Here is a 14,992-nt window from a genome sequence, read left to right as displayed (position 1 = left end):
ACAAGACACGACCATGATGGTGGAAACCGCGCTGACGATCGGGGTGATCCTGTTGTTGCTGGCGCTGTCGGGGCTGTTTTCGGGCTCCGAGACCGCGCTGACCGCGGCGTCGCCGCACCGCCTGCACCGCTTCGCCCGCGACGGCGACCCGCGCGCCGTCAAGGTGGCCCGGCTGATCACCGACAAGGAGCGGCTGATCGGCGGCATTCTGCTTGGCAACAATCTGGTCAACATCCTGGCCTCGGCGCTCGCCACCAGCCTGTTCATCGGCTTCGTGGGCGAGGAGGGCGTGGTCTATGCCACGCTGTTGATGACCGCTTTGGTGCTGATCTTCGCCGAGGTGCTGCCCAAGACCTATGCCATCGCCAATGCCGATCGCATGGCGCTGGTGGTCGGGCCGGTGATCGGCGTGGTGGTGCGGCTGTTCGCACCGGTGGTGCGCGCGGTGCAGGTGGTGGTGCGCTTGACCCTGCGGCTGTTCGGTGTCGACGTCTCGGCGACCTCGGCGCTGTCGGGCCAGGAGGAAATCCGCGGCGCGATCGAGTTCCACGCCAGCGAGGGCGGGTTGCGCAAGGCGCACCGCGACATGCTCGGCTCGATCCTCGACCTGGACGAATTGCAGGTCAACGACGTGATGATCCACCGCCAGTCCATGCACATGCTGGACCTGGCCCAGCCCGCCGCCGACCTGGTGGCCCAGGTGATGCGCGCGCCCTATACCCGCATCCCGCTTTATGAAGACGAGCCCGAGAATATCGTCGGCGTGCTGCACGCCAAGGACCTGCTGCGCGCGGTGTTGCAGGCCGGCGGGGGCATCGATGCGGTCGACGTGCGCGCGCTGATGAAGGAGCCCTGGTTCGTCCCCGACACCACGACCTTGCGCGAACAGCTCAACACCTTCCGCGCCCGGCGCGCCCATTTCGCCCTGGTGGTCGACGAGTATGGCACGCTGATGGGGCTGGTGACGCTCGAAGACATCCTCGAAGAGATCGTCGGCGACATCTCCGACGAGCACGACGTGGCGGTCGCCGGCGTGCAGCGTCAGGCGGACGGCAGCGTGATCACCGAAGGGCTGGTCAGCGTGCGCGACCTCAACCGCGAGTTCGACTGGTCCTTGCCCGACGACGAGGCGTCGACCATCGCCGGCATGGTGATTTACGAGGCCGAGACCCTGCCGGTGGTCGGCGACGCCTTCGACTTTCACGGCTTCCGCTTCGAGGTGCTGGGCCGGCGCCACAACCGGCTGACCAAGCTGCGCATCGTGCCGCCGGCCCCCGCCGCCACGCCCGAGGCGGACTGAGCCGCCGGGCAACCGGGCGCCAGGGCGTCCGGCACCCGGCGCGCCTTGCCGGCCGGCGGTGCGAGCGCGCGGCTCGGGCTCAGCCCTTGGTGTCGCTGGGCGCCGAGGCGCGGATGGCGAGCGCGTGGATGCTGGTCGCCAGTTCGTCTTTCAGCGCCTTGTGGATGGCGCGCTGGCGGTCGAGCCGGCTCATGCCCTCGAAGCGCTCGGACACGATGGTCAGCACGAAATGGGTTTCGGCATCGTCGCCCATATAGCCCATATGGCCGCTGTGCTTGTACGATTCGTCGCGGATCGTCAGCGTGATGGGCGCGAACGCCTCGGTCAGCTTGCGTTGCATCGCCGCATAGACCGGCCGCTCGTCGGGTACCGGGGTGTGCGTGGTCGACGCGCTGGCCGGGCTCTGCGACGGGGTTTGCGACGGGGTCTGGGTCTCTGCCATGGCACTGATCTCCCAAAGGGCTGGCATCGGGTCGACGGTTGTTTCATGGGGTCGGGTAGCCGATATTGACCCCCATGAGCAAACGAGAACGGTTTCACGGTCGCGTCAGCGACGGCCAGGCGCGCCCCTGCGATCAGCCGGGGTGCGACGCGGTGGGCGAGTTCCGCGCGCCGCGTCCGCGCGGGCAGGACGGATATTATCACTTCTGTCTGGACCATGTCCGGGCTTACAATGCATCTTATGATTTCTTCGACGGTATGACGCCGGATCAGATGCAGGACGCGGCGTCGCGGGCCTATACCTGGGACCGGCCGACTTGGCGGATCGCCGGCACCGGCGATGACGAGGAATTGCCCCGGGTGGACGACGTTCTTGGCATGTTCGACGATCTGCCGGGCTACGGCGCGGGTTTTTTGCGCGCCGGGCGCCGTGCGACCAACGGCCGCCGGGTCAGCCGGGCCGACCTCGCCGCGCTCAAGGTGCTTGGCCTTGACGCGGACGCCGAGGCCAAGGACATAAGAAACCGTTACCGGACGTTGGTGCGTAGCTACCACCCGGACAGCCATGGCGGCGACCGCCGCCATGAGAGTAAACTGCGGGCCGTGATCGCCGCGTACAAACAGCTGACCCGCGCGCCCGGGACCGCCGACGCCGGCTAACCGCCCGTCGGTGTGCGGTCGTTCCCGACTGCGTCCGACCGCCCGGCGCCTGCCGATCACGCCCCAGCGACCCGTTTGACCCGACTTTCGAGCCAGGGACGACTTGATGGATACACCGACCGAGCGACTGAGCAACCAGCCCGGCCCCGACACCAAGGTGTCGGCGCGCGAGACCTTTGGGCTGGACCTGGATATGGACGTGCCCGCCTTCTCCGACCGCGGCGATCACGTGCCCGAGGCCGACGACACGTATGTGTTCGACCCCGAGACCACGGCGGCGATCCTGGCCGGCTTCACCCACAACCGCCGGGTGATGATCCAGGGCTATCACGGCACCGGTAAGTCGACCCATATCGAGCAGGTGGCCGCGCGGCTCAACTGGCCGTGCATCCGCATCAACCTGGACAGCCATATCAGCCGCATCGACTTGGTGGGCAAGGACGCCATCGTGCTGCGCGACGGCCGCCAAGTGACCGAGTTTCAGGAAGGCTTGCTGCCCTGGGCGTTGCAGACGCCGACCGCGCTGGTGTTCGACGAATACGATGCCGGCCGGCCCGACGTGATGTTCGTCATCCAGCGGGTGCTCGAAGTGGAAGGCAAGCTGACCCTGCTGGACCAGAACCGGGTCATTCACCCGCACAAGGCGTTTCGCCTGTTCGCCACCGCCAACACGGTTGGCTTGGGCGACACCACCGGGCTCTATCACGGCACCCAGCAGATCAACCAGGGCCAGATGGACCGCTGGAACATCGTCTGCACGCTCAATTATCTGCCCTATGAGCGGGAGGTGGAGATCGCGCTCGCCAAGGTGGTCAGCTTCGCCAAGACCGACGAGGGCCGCGACACGGTGGGCAAGATGGTGCGCACCGCCGACCTGACCCGCGAGGCGTTCGTCAATGGCGACATCTCGACCGTGATGAGCCCGCGCACGGTGATCACCTGGGCGCAGAACGCCGAGATCTTCGGCGATGTGGGCTTTGCTTTCCGGCTGTCGTTCCTCAACAAGTGCGACGAGGCCGAGCGCAGCATCGTGGCCGAGTTCTATCAGCGCTGCTTCGGCAAGGATCTGCCCGAGTCGGCCCGCTACCGCGCGGCCTGAGGTGGGCCGATGACCGATAAACAGCGCAGTCCTGCGGACGAGCTCAAGCGCGCCATGGCCAGCACCATGCGCGCCTTGTCCCGCGACAGCGGGATCGAGTTGGAATATGCCTCCGACGCGCCGGCCTTCGACGGCAAGACCGCCCGCGTGGTTCGCCCGCATCGGTCGCTGCCGGCGGCCGAAGTGACCCGCGCGCGCGGCCAGGCCGACGCCTGGTCGGTACGCAAGCGCTTCCACGACCCCGGCTGCCACGCCCGCCTCGCGCCGCAGTCGCCTCTGGGCCGTGAGGTCTATGACGCCATGGAGCAGGCGCGGGTGGAGTGCCTGGGCTCGGTGCAGATGTCCGGGGTGGGCGAGAACATCGCCGCCCTGATCGACGACCGCTGCCGCGAGCGCGGCCTGCACCAGGCGGCCGAGGCCGACGACGTATCGCTGCCGGCGGTGCTCGACCTGATGGCGCGCGAGCGCATGCTCGATCAGGCGCCGCCCGAGGCCGCGCGTGGCGCCGTCGATCTGTTGCGCGCGCACCTGGAAGACAAGGCCGCGCCGATCCTGGAGCGCATGGCCGAGGTCGCGCACGATCAGGCGGCGTTTGCGCACCTGACCCAGGATCTGCTCGGCGCGCTCGATATCGGCGACGACAGGCCCGACGAGGAACCCCACGCCGACCCCGAAGAAGGCCAGGACGACCAGGACGAGGCCGGCACCGAGGAGCAGGACGGCGAGGGCGACAGCGGCGGCGACGAGCACGCCGACCAGGGCGAGACCCCCGAAACCGCCGAGGCCGACACCGAGGAGCAGCAGGCCGAGGGCGGCGAGGCGGTCGACATGGACCGCTCCGACATGGACGCCGATGCCGCCGACCAAAGCATCGAGGGCGCGCCCTGGCGGCCCAACCAGCCCATGTCGGACCTGCCCGACTCGCGCTTCTACAAGGCGTTCAGCACCGAATACGACGAGATCGTCACCGCCACCGACCTGTGCGACGAAGAGGAGTTGGGTCGCCTGCGCGCCCATCTGGACCAGCAGATGGTGCATCTGAGCCATGTGGTCTCGCGCCTGGCCAACCGCCTGCAACGCCGCCTGATGGCGCAGCAGAATCGATCCTGGCAGTTCGACCTGGAAGAAGGCCTGCTCGACCCGGCGCGGCTCGCGCGGGTGGTCGCCCAGCCGACCCAGCCATTGAGCTACAAGCAGGAGACCGACATCGAGTTTCGCGACACGGTGGTCACCCTGTTGCTCGACAATTCGGGCTCCATGCGCGGCCGGCCGATCTCCATCGCCGCGGTGTGCGCCGATATCCTCGGCCGCACGCTCGAACGCTGCGGCGTCAAGACCGAAATCCTCGGCTTCACCACCAGCGCCTGGAAGGGCGGGCGCAGCCGCGAGGCATGGCTCAACCAGGGTAAGCCGTCCCAGCCCGGCCGGCTCAACGACCTGCGCCACATCGTCTACAAGTCGGCCGACGCGCCGTGGCGGCGGTCGCGGCGCAATCTGGGCCTGATGATGCGCGAGGGGCTGCTGAAGGAGAATATCGACGGCGAGGCGCTGTTGTGGGCGCACAGCCGCCTGATCGGCCGGCCCGAGGAGCGGCGCATTATGATGGTGATCTCCGACGGCGCGCCGGTCGACGACAGCACCCTGTCGGTCAATTCGGGCAGCTATCTCGAACAGCATCTGCGCCAGGTGATCAAGTGGATCGAGGGCCGCTCGCCGGTGGAATTGATCGCCATCGGCATCGGTCATGACGTGACCCGCTACTACCGCCGCGCGGTGACCATCATGGATGCCGAGCAACTAGGCGGCGCCATGACCAATCAACTGGCCAAATTGTTCGAGGAAGAGCGCGGCCATAGCGAGCCCGTCCGTCCCACTCGTCTGATTTGATGGCCGCGCGGCGCGATGTCTGGGGGCGCTCAACGGGTGCGGTCTGCGCCCCTCGCCCCCAGCCCGTGCCGTGACGGCTGCACCATCCATGCGCCCCAAACAGTGTCTCCACGCAGCGCCGCAAACCCCGCCCGTCTTGGCGTCGATGCGATCGAGGCAGGCCATGGTTTACAAAACCTTGCGTTAAGCGGGCGGCTGGGGCGGGCCGTCACTGCTGTTTGGGGTTGTTCTCGGGGGCTGGTTGTGCAACGAAAACAATGTAAAAAATGGGAGAAAGTCAGGATAAATAGGGCAAAACCTTAAAACATTGCGATCAATATCGCATGAATGCGTCAAGACCGGATCGCATGCATCTTCCGGTGTACTGCGCTTTTTTCTTTAGACAGTGTTAATCCTCGTCTGCGACGGTACGTCCGACCCGCGGGCGTGCTTCCGAGGGTGGTCAAGCTGGCATAAGGAGAATGGTGTATGGCGACGACCGGTCAGGCCGACGCGCCCGGACGGTGGGCGGGCCTTTTTTCAGTGCGTAACTCGCTCGTGGGGATTATTGCCGTCCTGGCACTTATCGCCATTGCCGGCGCTGTCATGGATGCCCTTGAGGCCAATGGCCGGGCCCGCACCGCGGCATTGAACGAGCGGCTGAGCCGTGTGGACTCGTCCATCTTCGCGTTTCTGGAAGCCGTGTCCAAGGAACGCGGTTTCGCCATGATCGCCCTGGCCGACGACGACAACGCCCTGGCCGGTCGGTTGACCGCGGCGCGCGCCGAGGTGGACCGGCTTGCCGCGACGGTGGGGCAGGGCGTCGCCGACTTGCCGGCGTTTCCGGGCAAGGCCGAAGCCCGGTCGGCGTTTGACGCCGGTCTGCGCGAGGTGCGCAGCGTTCGCACCGACATCGACGCCGAGTTGGATGGCGGCGGCGACAGCGGCGGCGAGGGCGGCTTCGATCTGGAAAGCGGGTTTGCGGTGGCGGCCGAGGACAAGCCGCGCATCCAGCCGCCGGTCGAGGCGTTGATCGACGCCACCGTGCATCTGCGGACCCAGGCGGTTTTCGGCTTGATCGGCGACGATCGCGACCAGTTCGCCTATCCCAATCTGCTGTTCCAGTTGTGGGTGATGCGTGAGTATGCGGCGCGCGAGTGGGCCAGCGTCGGTGAGGCGATCGCCGCCGGCCGGCCCCTGTCGCTCCAGGCCGAAGTGATGAACTCGCTTTATGCCGGCCGGGTTGCCGGTGCCTGGGACGAGGTCAAGCGGCTGATCGACAGCCCGCTGATCGACATCGACCTGCAACGCCAGATCGACCAGGTGCAGACCCAATTCTTCGAGAATTTCCGTTGGGACGTGCTCGACGTGGCGGCGGCCGAGTCCGTCGACATGCGCGCCGGTGAGGGCCGGTATTCCATGTCGGTGGGCCCGTTCGTCGACGCCGCGGTGGCGGCCACGGCACCCATCGAGACGCTGTTCACCCGTGCGGGAAACCGTACGGAGGCGATGGCCGAGGAAAAGCAGCGGGCCGGCCGGGCCGCGCTGACCTCGCAACTGGTGCTGCTGGTGATCATCGTCGTGGTCTGTGTGCTGGCCTATCTGGTGGTCACCAACCGGGTGATCCGGCCCTTGTCCGGGTTGCAGGGCAATATGCGCGAGCTCGCCGACGGCAATCTCTCGGTTGAGGTTCCAGGTACCCACCGGGCCGACGAAATCGGTGCCATGGCGCGCACCGTGCAGGTGTTCAAGGACAATGCCTTGGACAAGGAGCGGCTGCGCGAGGAGCAGGAACGCATTGAGGCCGAACGCCGCCGCGAGCAAGAGGCCGCCGAGCAGGCCGAACGCGAGGCCGAAGAGCGACGCCGGCGCGAGGAGGCCGACAAGGAGCGGCATGTTCAGGAAGAGCGCCAGCGAGCGATGGTCGAACTGGCCGACCAGTTCGAGGCGTCGGTGCTGGGCGTGGTCGACAAGGTCCGCGACGGGGCCCAGGAAATGGAGAGCGCGGCGCAGAACATGACCCACGCGGTCGAGGACACGTCGGAACGGTCGTCGCTGGTCGCCTCGGCGGCCGAGCAGGCGGCGGCCAATATGCAAATGGTCGCCAGCGCCGCGGAAGAACTGTCGGCGTCGGTGCGCGAGGTGACGTCGCAGACCAACCAGTCGAGCACCGCCGCCAAGGATGCCGTCGCCCGGTCCGACAAGGCCAGTGAGGATGTGCGTCGCTTGGCCGAAAACGCCAACCGGATCGGCGAGGTGGTCAGTCTGATCAACGACATCGCCGAACAGACCAACCTGTTGGCGCTCAACGCCACCATTGAGGCAGCGCGCGCCGGCGAGGCCGGCAAGGGCTTCGCGGTGGTGGCCAGCGAGGTCAAGTCGCTGGCCAATCAGACCGGCAAGGCGACCCAGGAGATTGCCGAGCAGATCTCGACCATGCAGGACGCCACAAACAAGGCCGTTTCGGCCATCGAGTCGATCCAGAGCATCATCCAGGATATCGACAGCACCGCCGTGTCCATCGCGTCCGCCGTCGAGGAACAGGACAGTTCGACTCAGGAAATCTCGCGCAACGTGTCCGAGGTGGCCAAGGGGTCGCAGGACATCACCAAGAACATCGGCGCGGTCAGCGAGAGTGCCAATCAAACCGGGGCGGCGGCGACCCAGGTGCTGACCTCGGCAAAGGATATGTCGCGCCTGTCCGACGACCTCCGCGGCGAGGTGGCACGGTTCTTGGAAACCGTCCGCGCCGACCGCGGCTGATCGTGGCGCGATCGATCGCGGTGCAGCCGGCAGGCCTAGAAACCGGGCGGGGCGACGGAGTGACCGTCGCCCCGTCGTCCGCTCCGACGCTTGGCCCAGAGGCGCGCGGCCGCCAGCAGAAACCAGCGCCGTCCGCGCGCCCGTCCGCCGACCATGCGAGGGCGCGGACCGCCGACCCGCGGAGGGCGCGCGGTGGACCGGGTGGCCTTTGGGACGCTATCCGGCTATCGGGGGCCGGTGATGGGGGGGAAGACCGCGCACCCGGCCGGCGCTTAGGGCTTGAAGATCTTGCGTCGGCGTGGCCGAGGCAACAGCCAAGCGAAGCCGGCGGCGATCAGGAACACCGCCCAAAGCGGTAGCGACAAGAGCGGCCGGAGTGCGCCGGACCAGACCCCCGGGATGCCGGTGATGGCATGGTCGCTTGCGGCGGTCAGTCCGGTCGGATCGAGCCGGTAGAGCGCCTGCCATACCGTGACCGGTCCGTGCTGGCTCAGCCTTGCGGTCGCCTCGGCGCCCAAGGCGGCCAGCGCCAGGCCAAGACACAGAACGATCAGGCCCTGACGAAACACGCGGCGCCTCCCTCGGTGACCAGAAAGGCCGACGCTAGAAGCTCGGCCTGACCCGGTCAAGAACCCGCCCAGATTGTTCTGATCGAATAAGACTGGATTTATCGATAAAAAAGATCGGGGGGAGGGTTTAAGTGTTTTGCAATCGATGCCATTTCCAGACTCCGCGCGTGATCGCCGGGGGACCTTGAAGCCTTTGTGAGTGAGTGTTTCGATGATGGATGAGGGGTTCCGTCAACCTTTTTGCCTTGATTTGAACCGGCCGACGGATTTGCCCGACCGGTGCCCCGATGCGTTTCACGATGCGGCCAATCGCTGGTTTTGTCGCTGTCAGGAAACCGGCGGCGTGCCGTCCCGTAAAGAGTTGGACCCGCTTCAGTTCTTCCGGTTTTCGCCGTCTCTTTATCTAGCTCAGATCGAGGGCGACGGGGACGTCTATCTGCGGTTTGCGGGGGATCATTACCGTCAGTTATACGGCCGCGAGATTACCGGGATGCGGTTATCGGATCTGTTGCCGGACCGTAGCCAGGCCAACCCCTTGCGTCGCGATATCGATCGGGTGAAGGGCACCGGCCGACCGGTCTATCGCGAAGACGTGATGACCTGGCGCCCGGTGCCTGCGCCGGTGCATTACGACCGGCTGATGCTGCCGCTGACCCAGCACCGCGACGCGGCCGAGGTCTCCCTGCTGCTCGGCATCGCCTTCTTCCGCCATCGCGACGGCACGCCCTGGCCCTGACCGGGCTTATGCGGGCGTCGCCGGGGCGAGGCGGAGAGGCTCAATGGGCCTCGTACCAGCTTTGCCCGCTGCCGCAGTCGACGACCAGCGGCACCGCCAGGTCCAGCACCGGCGCGCACGCCGTCTCCATGGTCTCGCGGATCACCGGGATGGCCCGGTCGACGCGGTCTTCGGCGATCTCGAAGATCAGTTCGTCGTGCACCTGCAGCAGCATCTTCACGTCGTCGAGCCCGGCGTCGCTCAGCGCCGCCTCCATGCGCAGCATGGCGCGGCGGATGATGTCGGCCGCCGTGCCCTGGATCGGCGCGTTGATCGCCGCGCGCTCGGCGAAGCTGCGCTCCTGCCAGTTCTTCGACTTGATCGCCGGGGTGTGGGTGCGCCGGCCGAACAGGGTCTCCACATAGCCCTGCTCGCGCGCCTGGGCCTTGGTGCGTTCCATATAGTCCTGGATCTGGGGGAAACGCTCGAAATAGGCGTCGATATAGCGCTGCGCGTCGGCGCGTGGGATGCCCAGTTGGTTGGCGAGCCCGAAGCCCGAAATGCCGTAGATGATGCCGAAATTGATCGCCTTGGCCTGGCGCCGGACCATCGGGTCCATGCCGTCCACCGGCACGTCGAACACCTGCGAGGCGGTGATCGCGTGGATGTCCTGGCCGTCGCGAAACGCTTCGACCAGCGCGTCGACGCCGGCCATGTGGGCCAAGACCCGCAACTCGATCTGCGAATAGTCGGCGGCGACCAGCCGGTGGCCGGGCTCGGCCACGAACGCCTTGCGGATCTCGCGGCCTTCCTCGGTGCGCACGGGGATGTTTTGCAGATTGGGGTCGGTGGATGCCAGCCGGCCGGTGGTGGTGCCGGCGAGCGAGAAGCTGGTGTGCACGCGCCCGGTTTCGGGGTGGATGTCGTCCTGCAGCGCGTCGGTGTAGGTGGATTTGAGCTTCGAGAGCTGGCGCCAGTCGAGCACCCGGGCGGGCAGGTCGTGGCCCTCGGCGGCCAGTTTCTCCAGCACGTCGGCCGAGGTGGAATAGGCGCCGGTCTTGCCCTTCTTGCCGCCTTGCAGGCCCATCTTGTCGAACAGGATCGCGCCCAGTTGCTTCGGGCTCGCGATGTTGAAGGTTTCGCCGGCCAGTTCGTGGATTTCGGCTTCGAGCGCGCCCATGCGCTGGGCGAAGTCGCCTGACAGGCGGCTGAGCGCCTGGCGGTCCACCTTGATGCCGTGGCGTTCCATGCGCTGCAGCACCGCCGGCATGCCGCGCTCCAACGTCTCGTAGACGGTCAGCAGCCCCGCCTTGGGCAGTTGCGGCTTCAACAATCGGTGCAGGCGGCCGGTGATGTCGGCGTCTTCGGCGGCATAGTGGGTCGCCTTGTCGAGCGGCACCAGGTCGAAGGTCACCTGCTTCTTGCCGATGCCCGCCACCGCCTTGTAGGGCGTCGGCGTGACGCTGAGGTGCAGCTTGGCCAGTTCGTCCATGCCGTGGCCGTGGCGCCCGCAGTCGAGCACATAGCTCTCCAGCATGGTGTCGTCGAAGGGGCTGACGGCGATGCCCTCATGGGCGAGGATTTGCAGGTCGTACTTGATGTTCTGCCCGACCTTGAGCACCGCCGGGTCTTCAAGCAGCGGCTTGAGCGCGGCCAGCGCGCTGGCCTTGTCGATCTGGGCCGGGCCGTCGCCGTCGAGCGCCAGCCCCTCGCTCGCCCGGTGGGCCAGCGGGATATAGCAGGCGCGCCCGGCGACCACCGACAAGGACACGCCCACCAGCCGCGCGGTCATGGCGTTCAGCCCGGTGGTCTCGGTGTCCACCGCCACCGTGCCGGCCTCGCGCGCCTCGGCGATCCAGCGGTCGAGCGCGGCCATGTCGGTGACGCACTCATAGTCGGTCTGGTCGGTGTATTCCGCCGCGTCGCCCGTCTGGGCGCCGGCGTCATCGGCGTCGTCCAGGCCGCCGGCGGCGATCACCTTGGCGCGCAGCGACTTGAACTGGTTGGCGTCGACGAACGCCAGCAGCTTGTGCGGGTCGGGTGCGTGCACCGCCAGGGCGTCGAGCGCGTCGTCGAGCGGCACGTCGCAGGCCAGTTGCACCAGCTTCTTCGACAGCCGCGCCTGGTCGGCGAACGCGATCAGGTTTTCGCGCCGCTTCTTCTGCTTGATGCCCTCGGCATTGGCGAGCAGGGTTTCCAGGTCGCCATGGTCGTGGATCAATTGCGCCGCCGTCTTGACCCCGATGCCCGGCACGCCCGGCACATTGTCCACGCTGTCGCCGGCCAGGGCCTGCACGTCGACCACCTTGTCGGGTCCGACGCCGAATTTGTCCTGCACCGCGTCGGCGCCCATGCGGACATTCTTCATGGTGTCGAACAACTGCACATGGTCGTCGACCAACTGCATCAGGTCCTTGTCGGAACTGACGATGGTCACGTCGAAGCCCAGGCCGCGCGCCTGGGTGGTATAGGTGGCGATGATGTCGTCGGCTTCCCAGCCCTGCAACTCGATGCACGGCAGCGACATGGCGCGCACCGCCTCGCGGATCAGCGGGAATTGCGGCACCAGATCCTCGGGCGGTTCGGGCCGGTTTGCCTTGTACTGGTCGTAGAGGTCGTTGCGGAAGCTGTGCTTGGCGGCGTCGAAGATCACCGCCAGGTGGGTCGGCGCGACGCCGTCATTGAGGTCCTGGACCAGCTTCATCAGCATGGTGGTGAAGCCGTAGACGGCGTTCACAGGGGTGCCGTCCGCCCGGGTCATGGGCGGCAGCTTGTGATAGGCCCGGAAGATGTAGCTGGACCCATCGACCAGGTAGAGATGGTTGCGCGCTGTCTGTGTCATGGCCGCTCTTGTAGCGCGGCCTCCGGGGCCGCGCCAGTCGGTTGGCGCCCGTCGTTGACGGGTCTCAGGCGACCGCCGGCAGGCGGTCGAGGGCGGCGACCAGGCGCGCCCCCAAGTCGGGCCCCTGAAGCGGGTAGAGGAAGGGTTCGATCAACTCCAACTCCATCAGCCGCAGGCCGCCTTGGCGGTCGCGCACCATGTCGACGCGCGCATAAAGCGGCGTCTGGTCGAGCAGCGCCAGCACGCCGGCGGCAGCGGCGCGGTCGGCGGGCTCGGGGCTGAGCGTCTCTTCGCGCCCGCCATAGGACGACTGCACGCGATAGTCGCCTTGTGCCGGGCGCTTGACCAGCGCGTGGCTCAGCGCGCCGGCGACGAACACGAAGCTGATTTCGCCCTCGCTCGCCACCGTGGCCAGATAGGGCTGGATCATCACCGGCCCGTCGGGCGCCGGCCCGTCGGGCGCTCTACCGCGCCGGTGGCGGCTTTGCCCGACCGCGTTGGCGCCGGTCTGGCGCTTGACCACCAGATCGTCGCAGCCCAGCCGGTCGAAGGCCCGGGCCAGGGTGGCGGCCCAACTGGCTGGATCGGGCCGGTCGAGCCACAGGGTCTCGATCACCGGCGCGCCGCGCGCTTCCAGGTCGCGCAGATAGGTCTTGGTCAGGTTCCAGGCCACCAGCTCGGGCGGGTTGGCCAGCCGGGTTCGCCCCGCGATCCGCTCCAGGGTGCGCAGGAACGCCTGCGGGCGGTCCTGATAATCCCAGGTGGTGCCGATCAGGGCGGCGTCATAGGCGCCCCAGTCCACGTCCGGGTCGTCCCAGGCGTGAACCGAAAGCCGTCCGCCCTGTGCCTGCAGCGCGGCGTCGAGGCAAGCCACGGTCTGGTCGTGCTCGAACGCGTCGGCGCGTCGGTGGGGCGAGCCGGGCAGGGTTTCCCGGCACGCCAGATAAGCCAGATTGAGCGTCATGGGCGTGCGGGCGGGGTCAGGCGGTATTGCCGGTTTCGCGGCCACCCTGGGCGGCCTCGGGCGTGTCGGCCGGGCCGCCCTTGAGCACGAACCGGCGGTCGCAATAATTGCAGTCGATGAAGCCCTCGTCGGGGATGGTGAAGAACACCCGCGGGTGGCCGAGAGCCGGGTTGGGGCCGCCGTCGCAGGCGATGCGACGGTCGGTGACGACAACGGTTTCGGGGGCGTCGAGGGTCATGGCGCTCATGGCTTCCTCTGTTGAACCGGACACAGGGACGGATCGGTCAAATATGGATCGGCCGGTCGTGAACCGCCAGGGCCGCTTCCTTGACCGCTTCGGAATGGGTCGGGTGGGCGTGGCAGGTCAGCGCGATGTCCTCGGCCGAGGCGCCGAATTCCATCGCCATGGTGGCTTCGGCGATCATCGTGCCGGCCTCCGAGCCCATGATGTGGACGCCGAGCACCCGGTCGGTCGCCTTGTCGGCCAGGATCTTGACGAAGCCGTCGGTGTCGCGGTTGGCCTTGGCGCGGCTGTTGGCCTGGAACGGGAACTTGCCGACGCGATAGTCGACCCCGGCGGCCTTCAACTGCTCCTCGGTCTTGCCGACGCTGGCCATTTCGGGGTGGGTGTAGACCACCGACGGGATCAGGTCGTGGTTCACCTGACCGGTCAGCCCGGCGATGGTCTCGGCCACCGCCATGCCCTCGTCTTCGGCCTTGTGGGCCAGCATCGGGCCTTCGACCACGTCGCCGATCGCCCAGATGCCCGGCACCTTGGTGGCAAAGTCGCGGTCGATCGGCACCCGGCCGCGCTCGTCGGTGGCGAGCCCGGCCTTGTCGAGCGCCAGGCCCTCGGTGTTCGGCACCCGGCCGATGGACAGCAGCACCAGGTCGGCCTTGATCTCTTCGGCCGTGCCGCCCTTGGCGGGCTCGACGGTCACCTTGGCCTGGGTCTTCTGGACCTCGACGCCGGTGACCTTGGTCTTGGTCTTGAGCGTGAAGCCCTGCTTCTTCAACAGCCGGGTGAAGTTTTTCGCCAGGTCCTGGTCCATATGCGGCAGGATGCGGTCGGCATACTCGACCACCGTCACCTCAGCACCCAGCCGGCGCCACACCGAGCCCATCTCCAGACCGATATAGCCGCCGCCGATCACCAGCAGATGCTTGGGCACCTTGGTCAGGCTCAGCGCTTCGGTGGAGGTGATCACCCGCTCGCCGTCGGGCTCGACGCCCTTCAAGGGCGTCACCCGCGAGCCGGTGGCGATGACCGCGTTCTTGAAGCCGATGGTGCGGCTGCCGCCGTCGCTCAGCGCCACGCTCAGGGTCTTCTTGTCCTGAAAACTGGCCCGGCCCTTGATCCACTCGACCTTGTTCTTCTTCAGCAGGAAGGCGACGCCGTCGGTCAGTTCCTTCACCGACTTGTCCTTGGTCGCCATCATGGCGTCCAGGTCCAGGTCGAGCCCCTTGAAGGCCAGCCCCCAGTCGCTCAGCTGGCCCGACTTGGCCTCGTGATAGAGGTGCGAGGCGTGCAGCAGCGCCTTCGACGGGATGCAGCCCACATTGAGGCAGGTGCCGCCGAGCGCGCCGCGCATTTCCACGCAGGCGGTCTTAAGGCCCAATTGCGCGGCCCGGATCGCGGCCACATAGCCGCCCGGGCCGCCGCCGATCACCACCACATCATAGTTGTCCGCCATGGGGTGTGTCCTTCGTGTTGTGTTCGTTCGGATTGCCGGGGTCTCGGTGCCGTCGCCCGCGGATACCGTCCCGCACGCG

Annotated in this window: 12 protein-coding genes; 6 read left to right on the top strand and 6 right to left on the bottom strand. The window is 67.3% G+C overall.

Annotation, left to right across the window (positions count from 1 at the left end):
- Positions 1–13 precede the first annotated feature (13 nt).
- Positions 14–1,300 carry an HlyC/CorC family transporter gene (locus tag EV659_RS09915; RefSeq protein WP_200287608.1) on the top strand — a complete coding sequence of 429 codons (1,287 nt, stop codon included), beginning with the start codon at positions 14–16 and terminating at the stop codon, positions 1,298–1,300.
- A gap of 79 nt (positions 1,301–1,379) precedes the next feature.
- On the opposite strand, the gene EV659_RS09910 is transcribed toward EV659_RS09915, so the two are convergent.
- Positions 1,380–1,742 (bottom strand): BolA family protein, encoded by a 363-nt coding sequence (locus EV659_RS09910; RefSeq protein ID WP_132708725.1) that lies wholly within the window; start codon positions 1,740–1,742, stop codon positions 1,380–1,382.
- Positions 1,743–1,816: 74 nt separating this feature from the next.
- Here EV659_RS09910 and EV659_RS09905 point away from each other — a divergent pair, with 74 nt between their 5' ends.
- The 4 genes from EV659_RS09905 to EV659_RS09890 all read left to right on the top strand — a co-directional run bounded on the left by EV659_RS09905 (position 1,817) and on the right by EV659_RS09890 (position 8,129).
- Complete coding sequence (locus EV659_RS09905; RefSeq protein WP_132708724.1) at positions 1,817–2,401, top strand: J domain-containing protein; 585 nt, start codon at positions 1,817–1,819, stop codon at positions 2,399–2,401.
- 106 nt (positions 2,402–2,507) lie between these two features.
- Positions 2,508–3,500: a cobaltochelatase subunit CobS gene (cobS, locus tag EV659_RS09900; RefSeq protein WP_132708723.1), complete on the top strand. Its 993-nt coding sequence runs from the start codon at positions 2,508–2,510 to the stop codon at positions 3,498–3,500.
- 9 nt (positions 3,501–3,509) lie between these two features.
- Positions 3,510–5,387 (top strand): cobaltochelatase subunit CobT, encoded by a 1,878-nt coding sequence (gene cobT / locus EV659_RS09895; protein WP_132708722.1) that lies wholly within the window; start codon positions 3,510–3,512, stop codon positions 5,385–5,387.
- 585 nt (positions 5,388–5,972) lie between these two features.
- Entirely contained in the window at positions 5,973–8,129 is a 2,157-nt protein-coding gene (locus EV659_RS09890; RefSeq protein WP_165878827.1) for a methyl-accepting chemotaxis protein, read from the top strand.
- A 272-nt stretch (positions 8,130–8,401) separates the two neighbouring features.
- Here EV659_RS09890 and EV659_RS09885 read toward each other — a convergent pair whose 3' ends face one another.
- Positions 8,402–8,698 (bottom strand): hypothetical protein, encoded by a 297-nt coding sequence (locus tag EV659_RS09885; RefSeq protein ID WP_132708720.1) that lies wholly within the window; start codon positions 8,696–8,698, stop codon positions 8,402–8,404.
- Positions 8,699–9,041: 343 nt separating this feature from the next.
- Here EV659_RS09885 and EV659_RS09880 point away from each other — a divergent pair, with 343 nt between their 5' ends.
- On the top strand, positions 9,042–9,434 hold the full coding sequence (locus tag EV659_RS09880) for a PAS domain-containing protein (protein ID WP_165878826.1): 393 nt from the start codon (positions 9,042–9,044) through the stop codon (positions 9,432–9,434).
- A 40-nt stretch (positions 9,435–9,474) separates the two neighbouring features.
- Here the strand turns inward: EV659_RS09880 and polA are convergent, their stop codons facing one another.
- The 4 genes from polA to lpdA all read right to left on the bottom strand — a co-directional run bounded on the left by polA (position 9,475) and on the right by lpdA (position 14,913).
- The gene (gene polA, locus EV659_RS09875) at positions 9,475–12,255 is read right to left on the bottom strand and encodes a DNA polymerase I (protein ID WP_132708718.1); all 2,781 of its coding nucleotides are present in this window, start codon (positions 12,253–12,255) and stop codon (positions 9,475–9,477) included.
- A 64-nt stretch (positions 12,256–12,319) separates the two neighbouring features.
- Positions 12,320–13,219, bottom strand: a complete 900-nt coding sequence (locus EV659_RS09870; protein ID WP_132708717.1) for an ATP-grasp domain-containing protein — start codon at positions 13,217–13,219, stop codon at positions 12,320–12,322.
- A gap of 16 nt (positions 13,220–13,235) precedes the next feature.
- Complete coding sequence (locus EV659_RS09865; protein ID WP_132708831.1) at positions 13,236–13,457, bottom strand: zinc-finger domain-containing protein; 222 nt, start codon at positions 13,455–13,457, stop codon at positions 13,236–13,238.
- A gap of 46 nt (positions 13,458–13,503) precedes the next feature.
- Positions 13,504–14,913, bottom strand: coding sequence for a dihydrolipoyl dehydrogenase (lpdA, locus tag EV659_RS09860; protein WP_132708716.1), 1,410 nt, complete (start codon positions 14,911–14,913; stop codon positions 13,504–13,506).
- Between the last annotated feature and the right edge of the window lie 79 nt (positions 14,914–14,992).

The sequence above is a fragment of the Rhodothalassium salexigens DSM 2132 genome (assembly GCF_004341375.1).
GTDB lineage: Bacteria > Pseudomonadota > Alphaproteobacteria > Sphingomonadales > Rhodothalassiaceae > Rhodothalassium > Rhodothalassium salexigens.
Note: the sequence above shows the minus strand (reverse complement) of the source record. Positions and strands in the feature narration are given on the sequence as shown.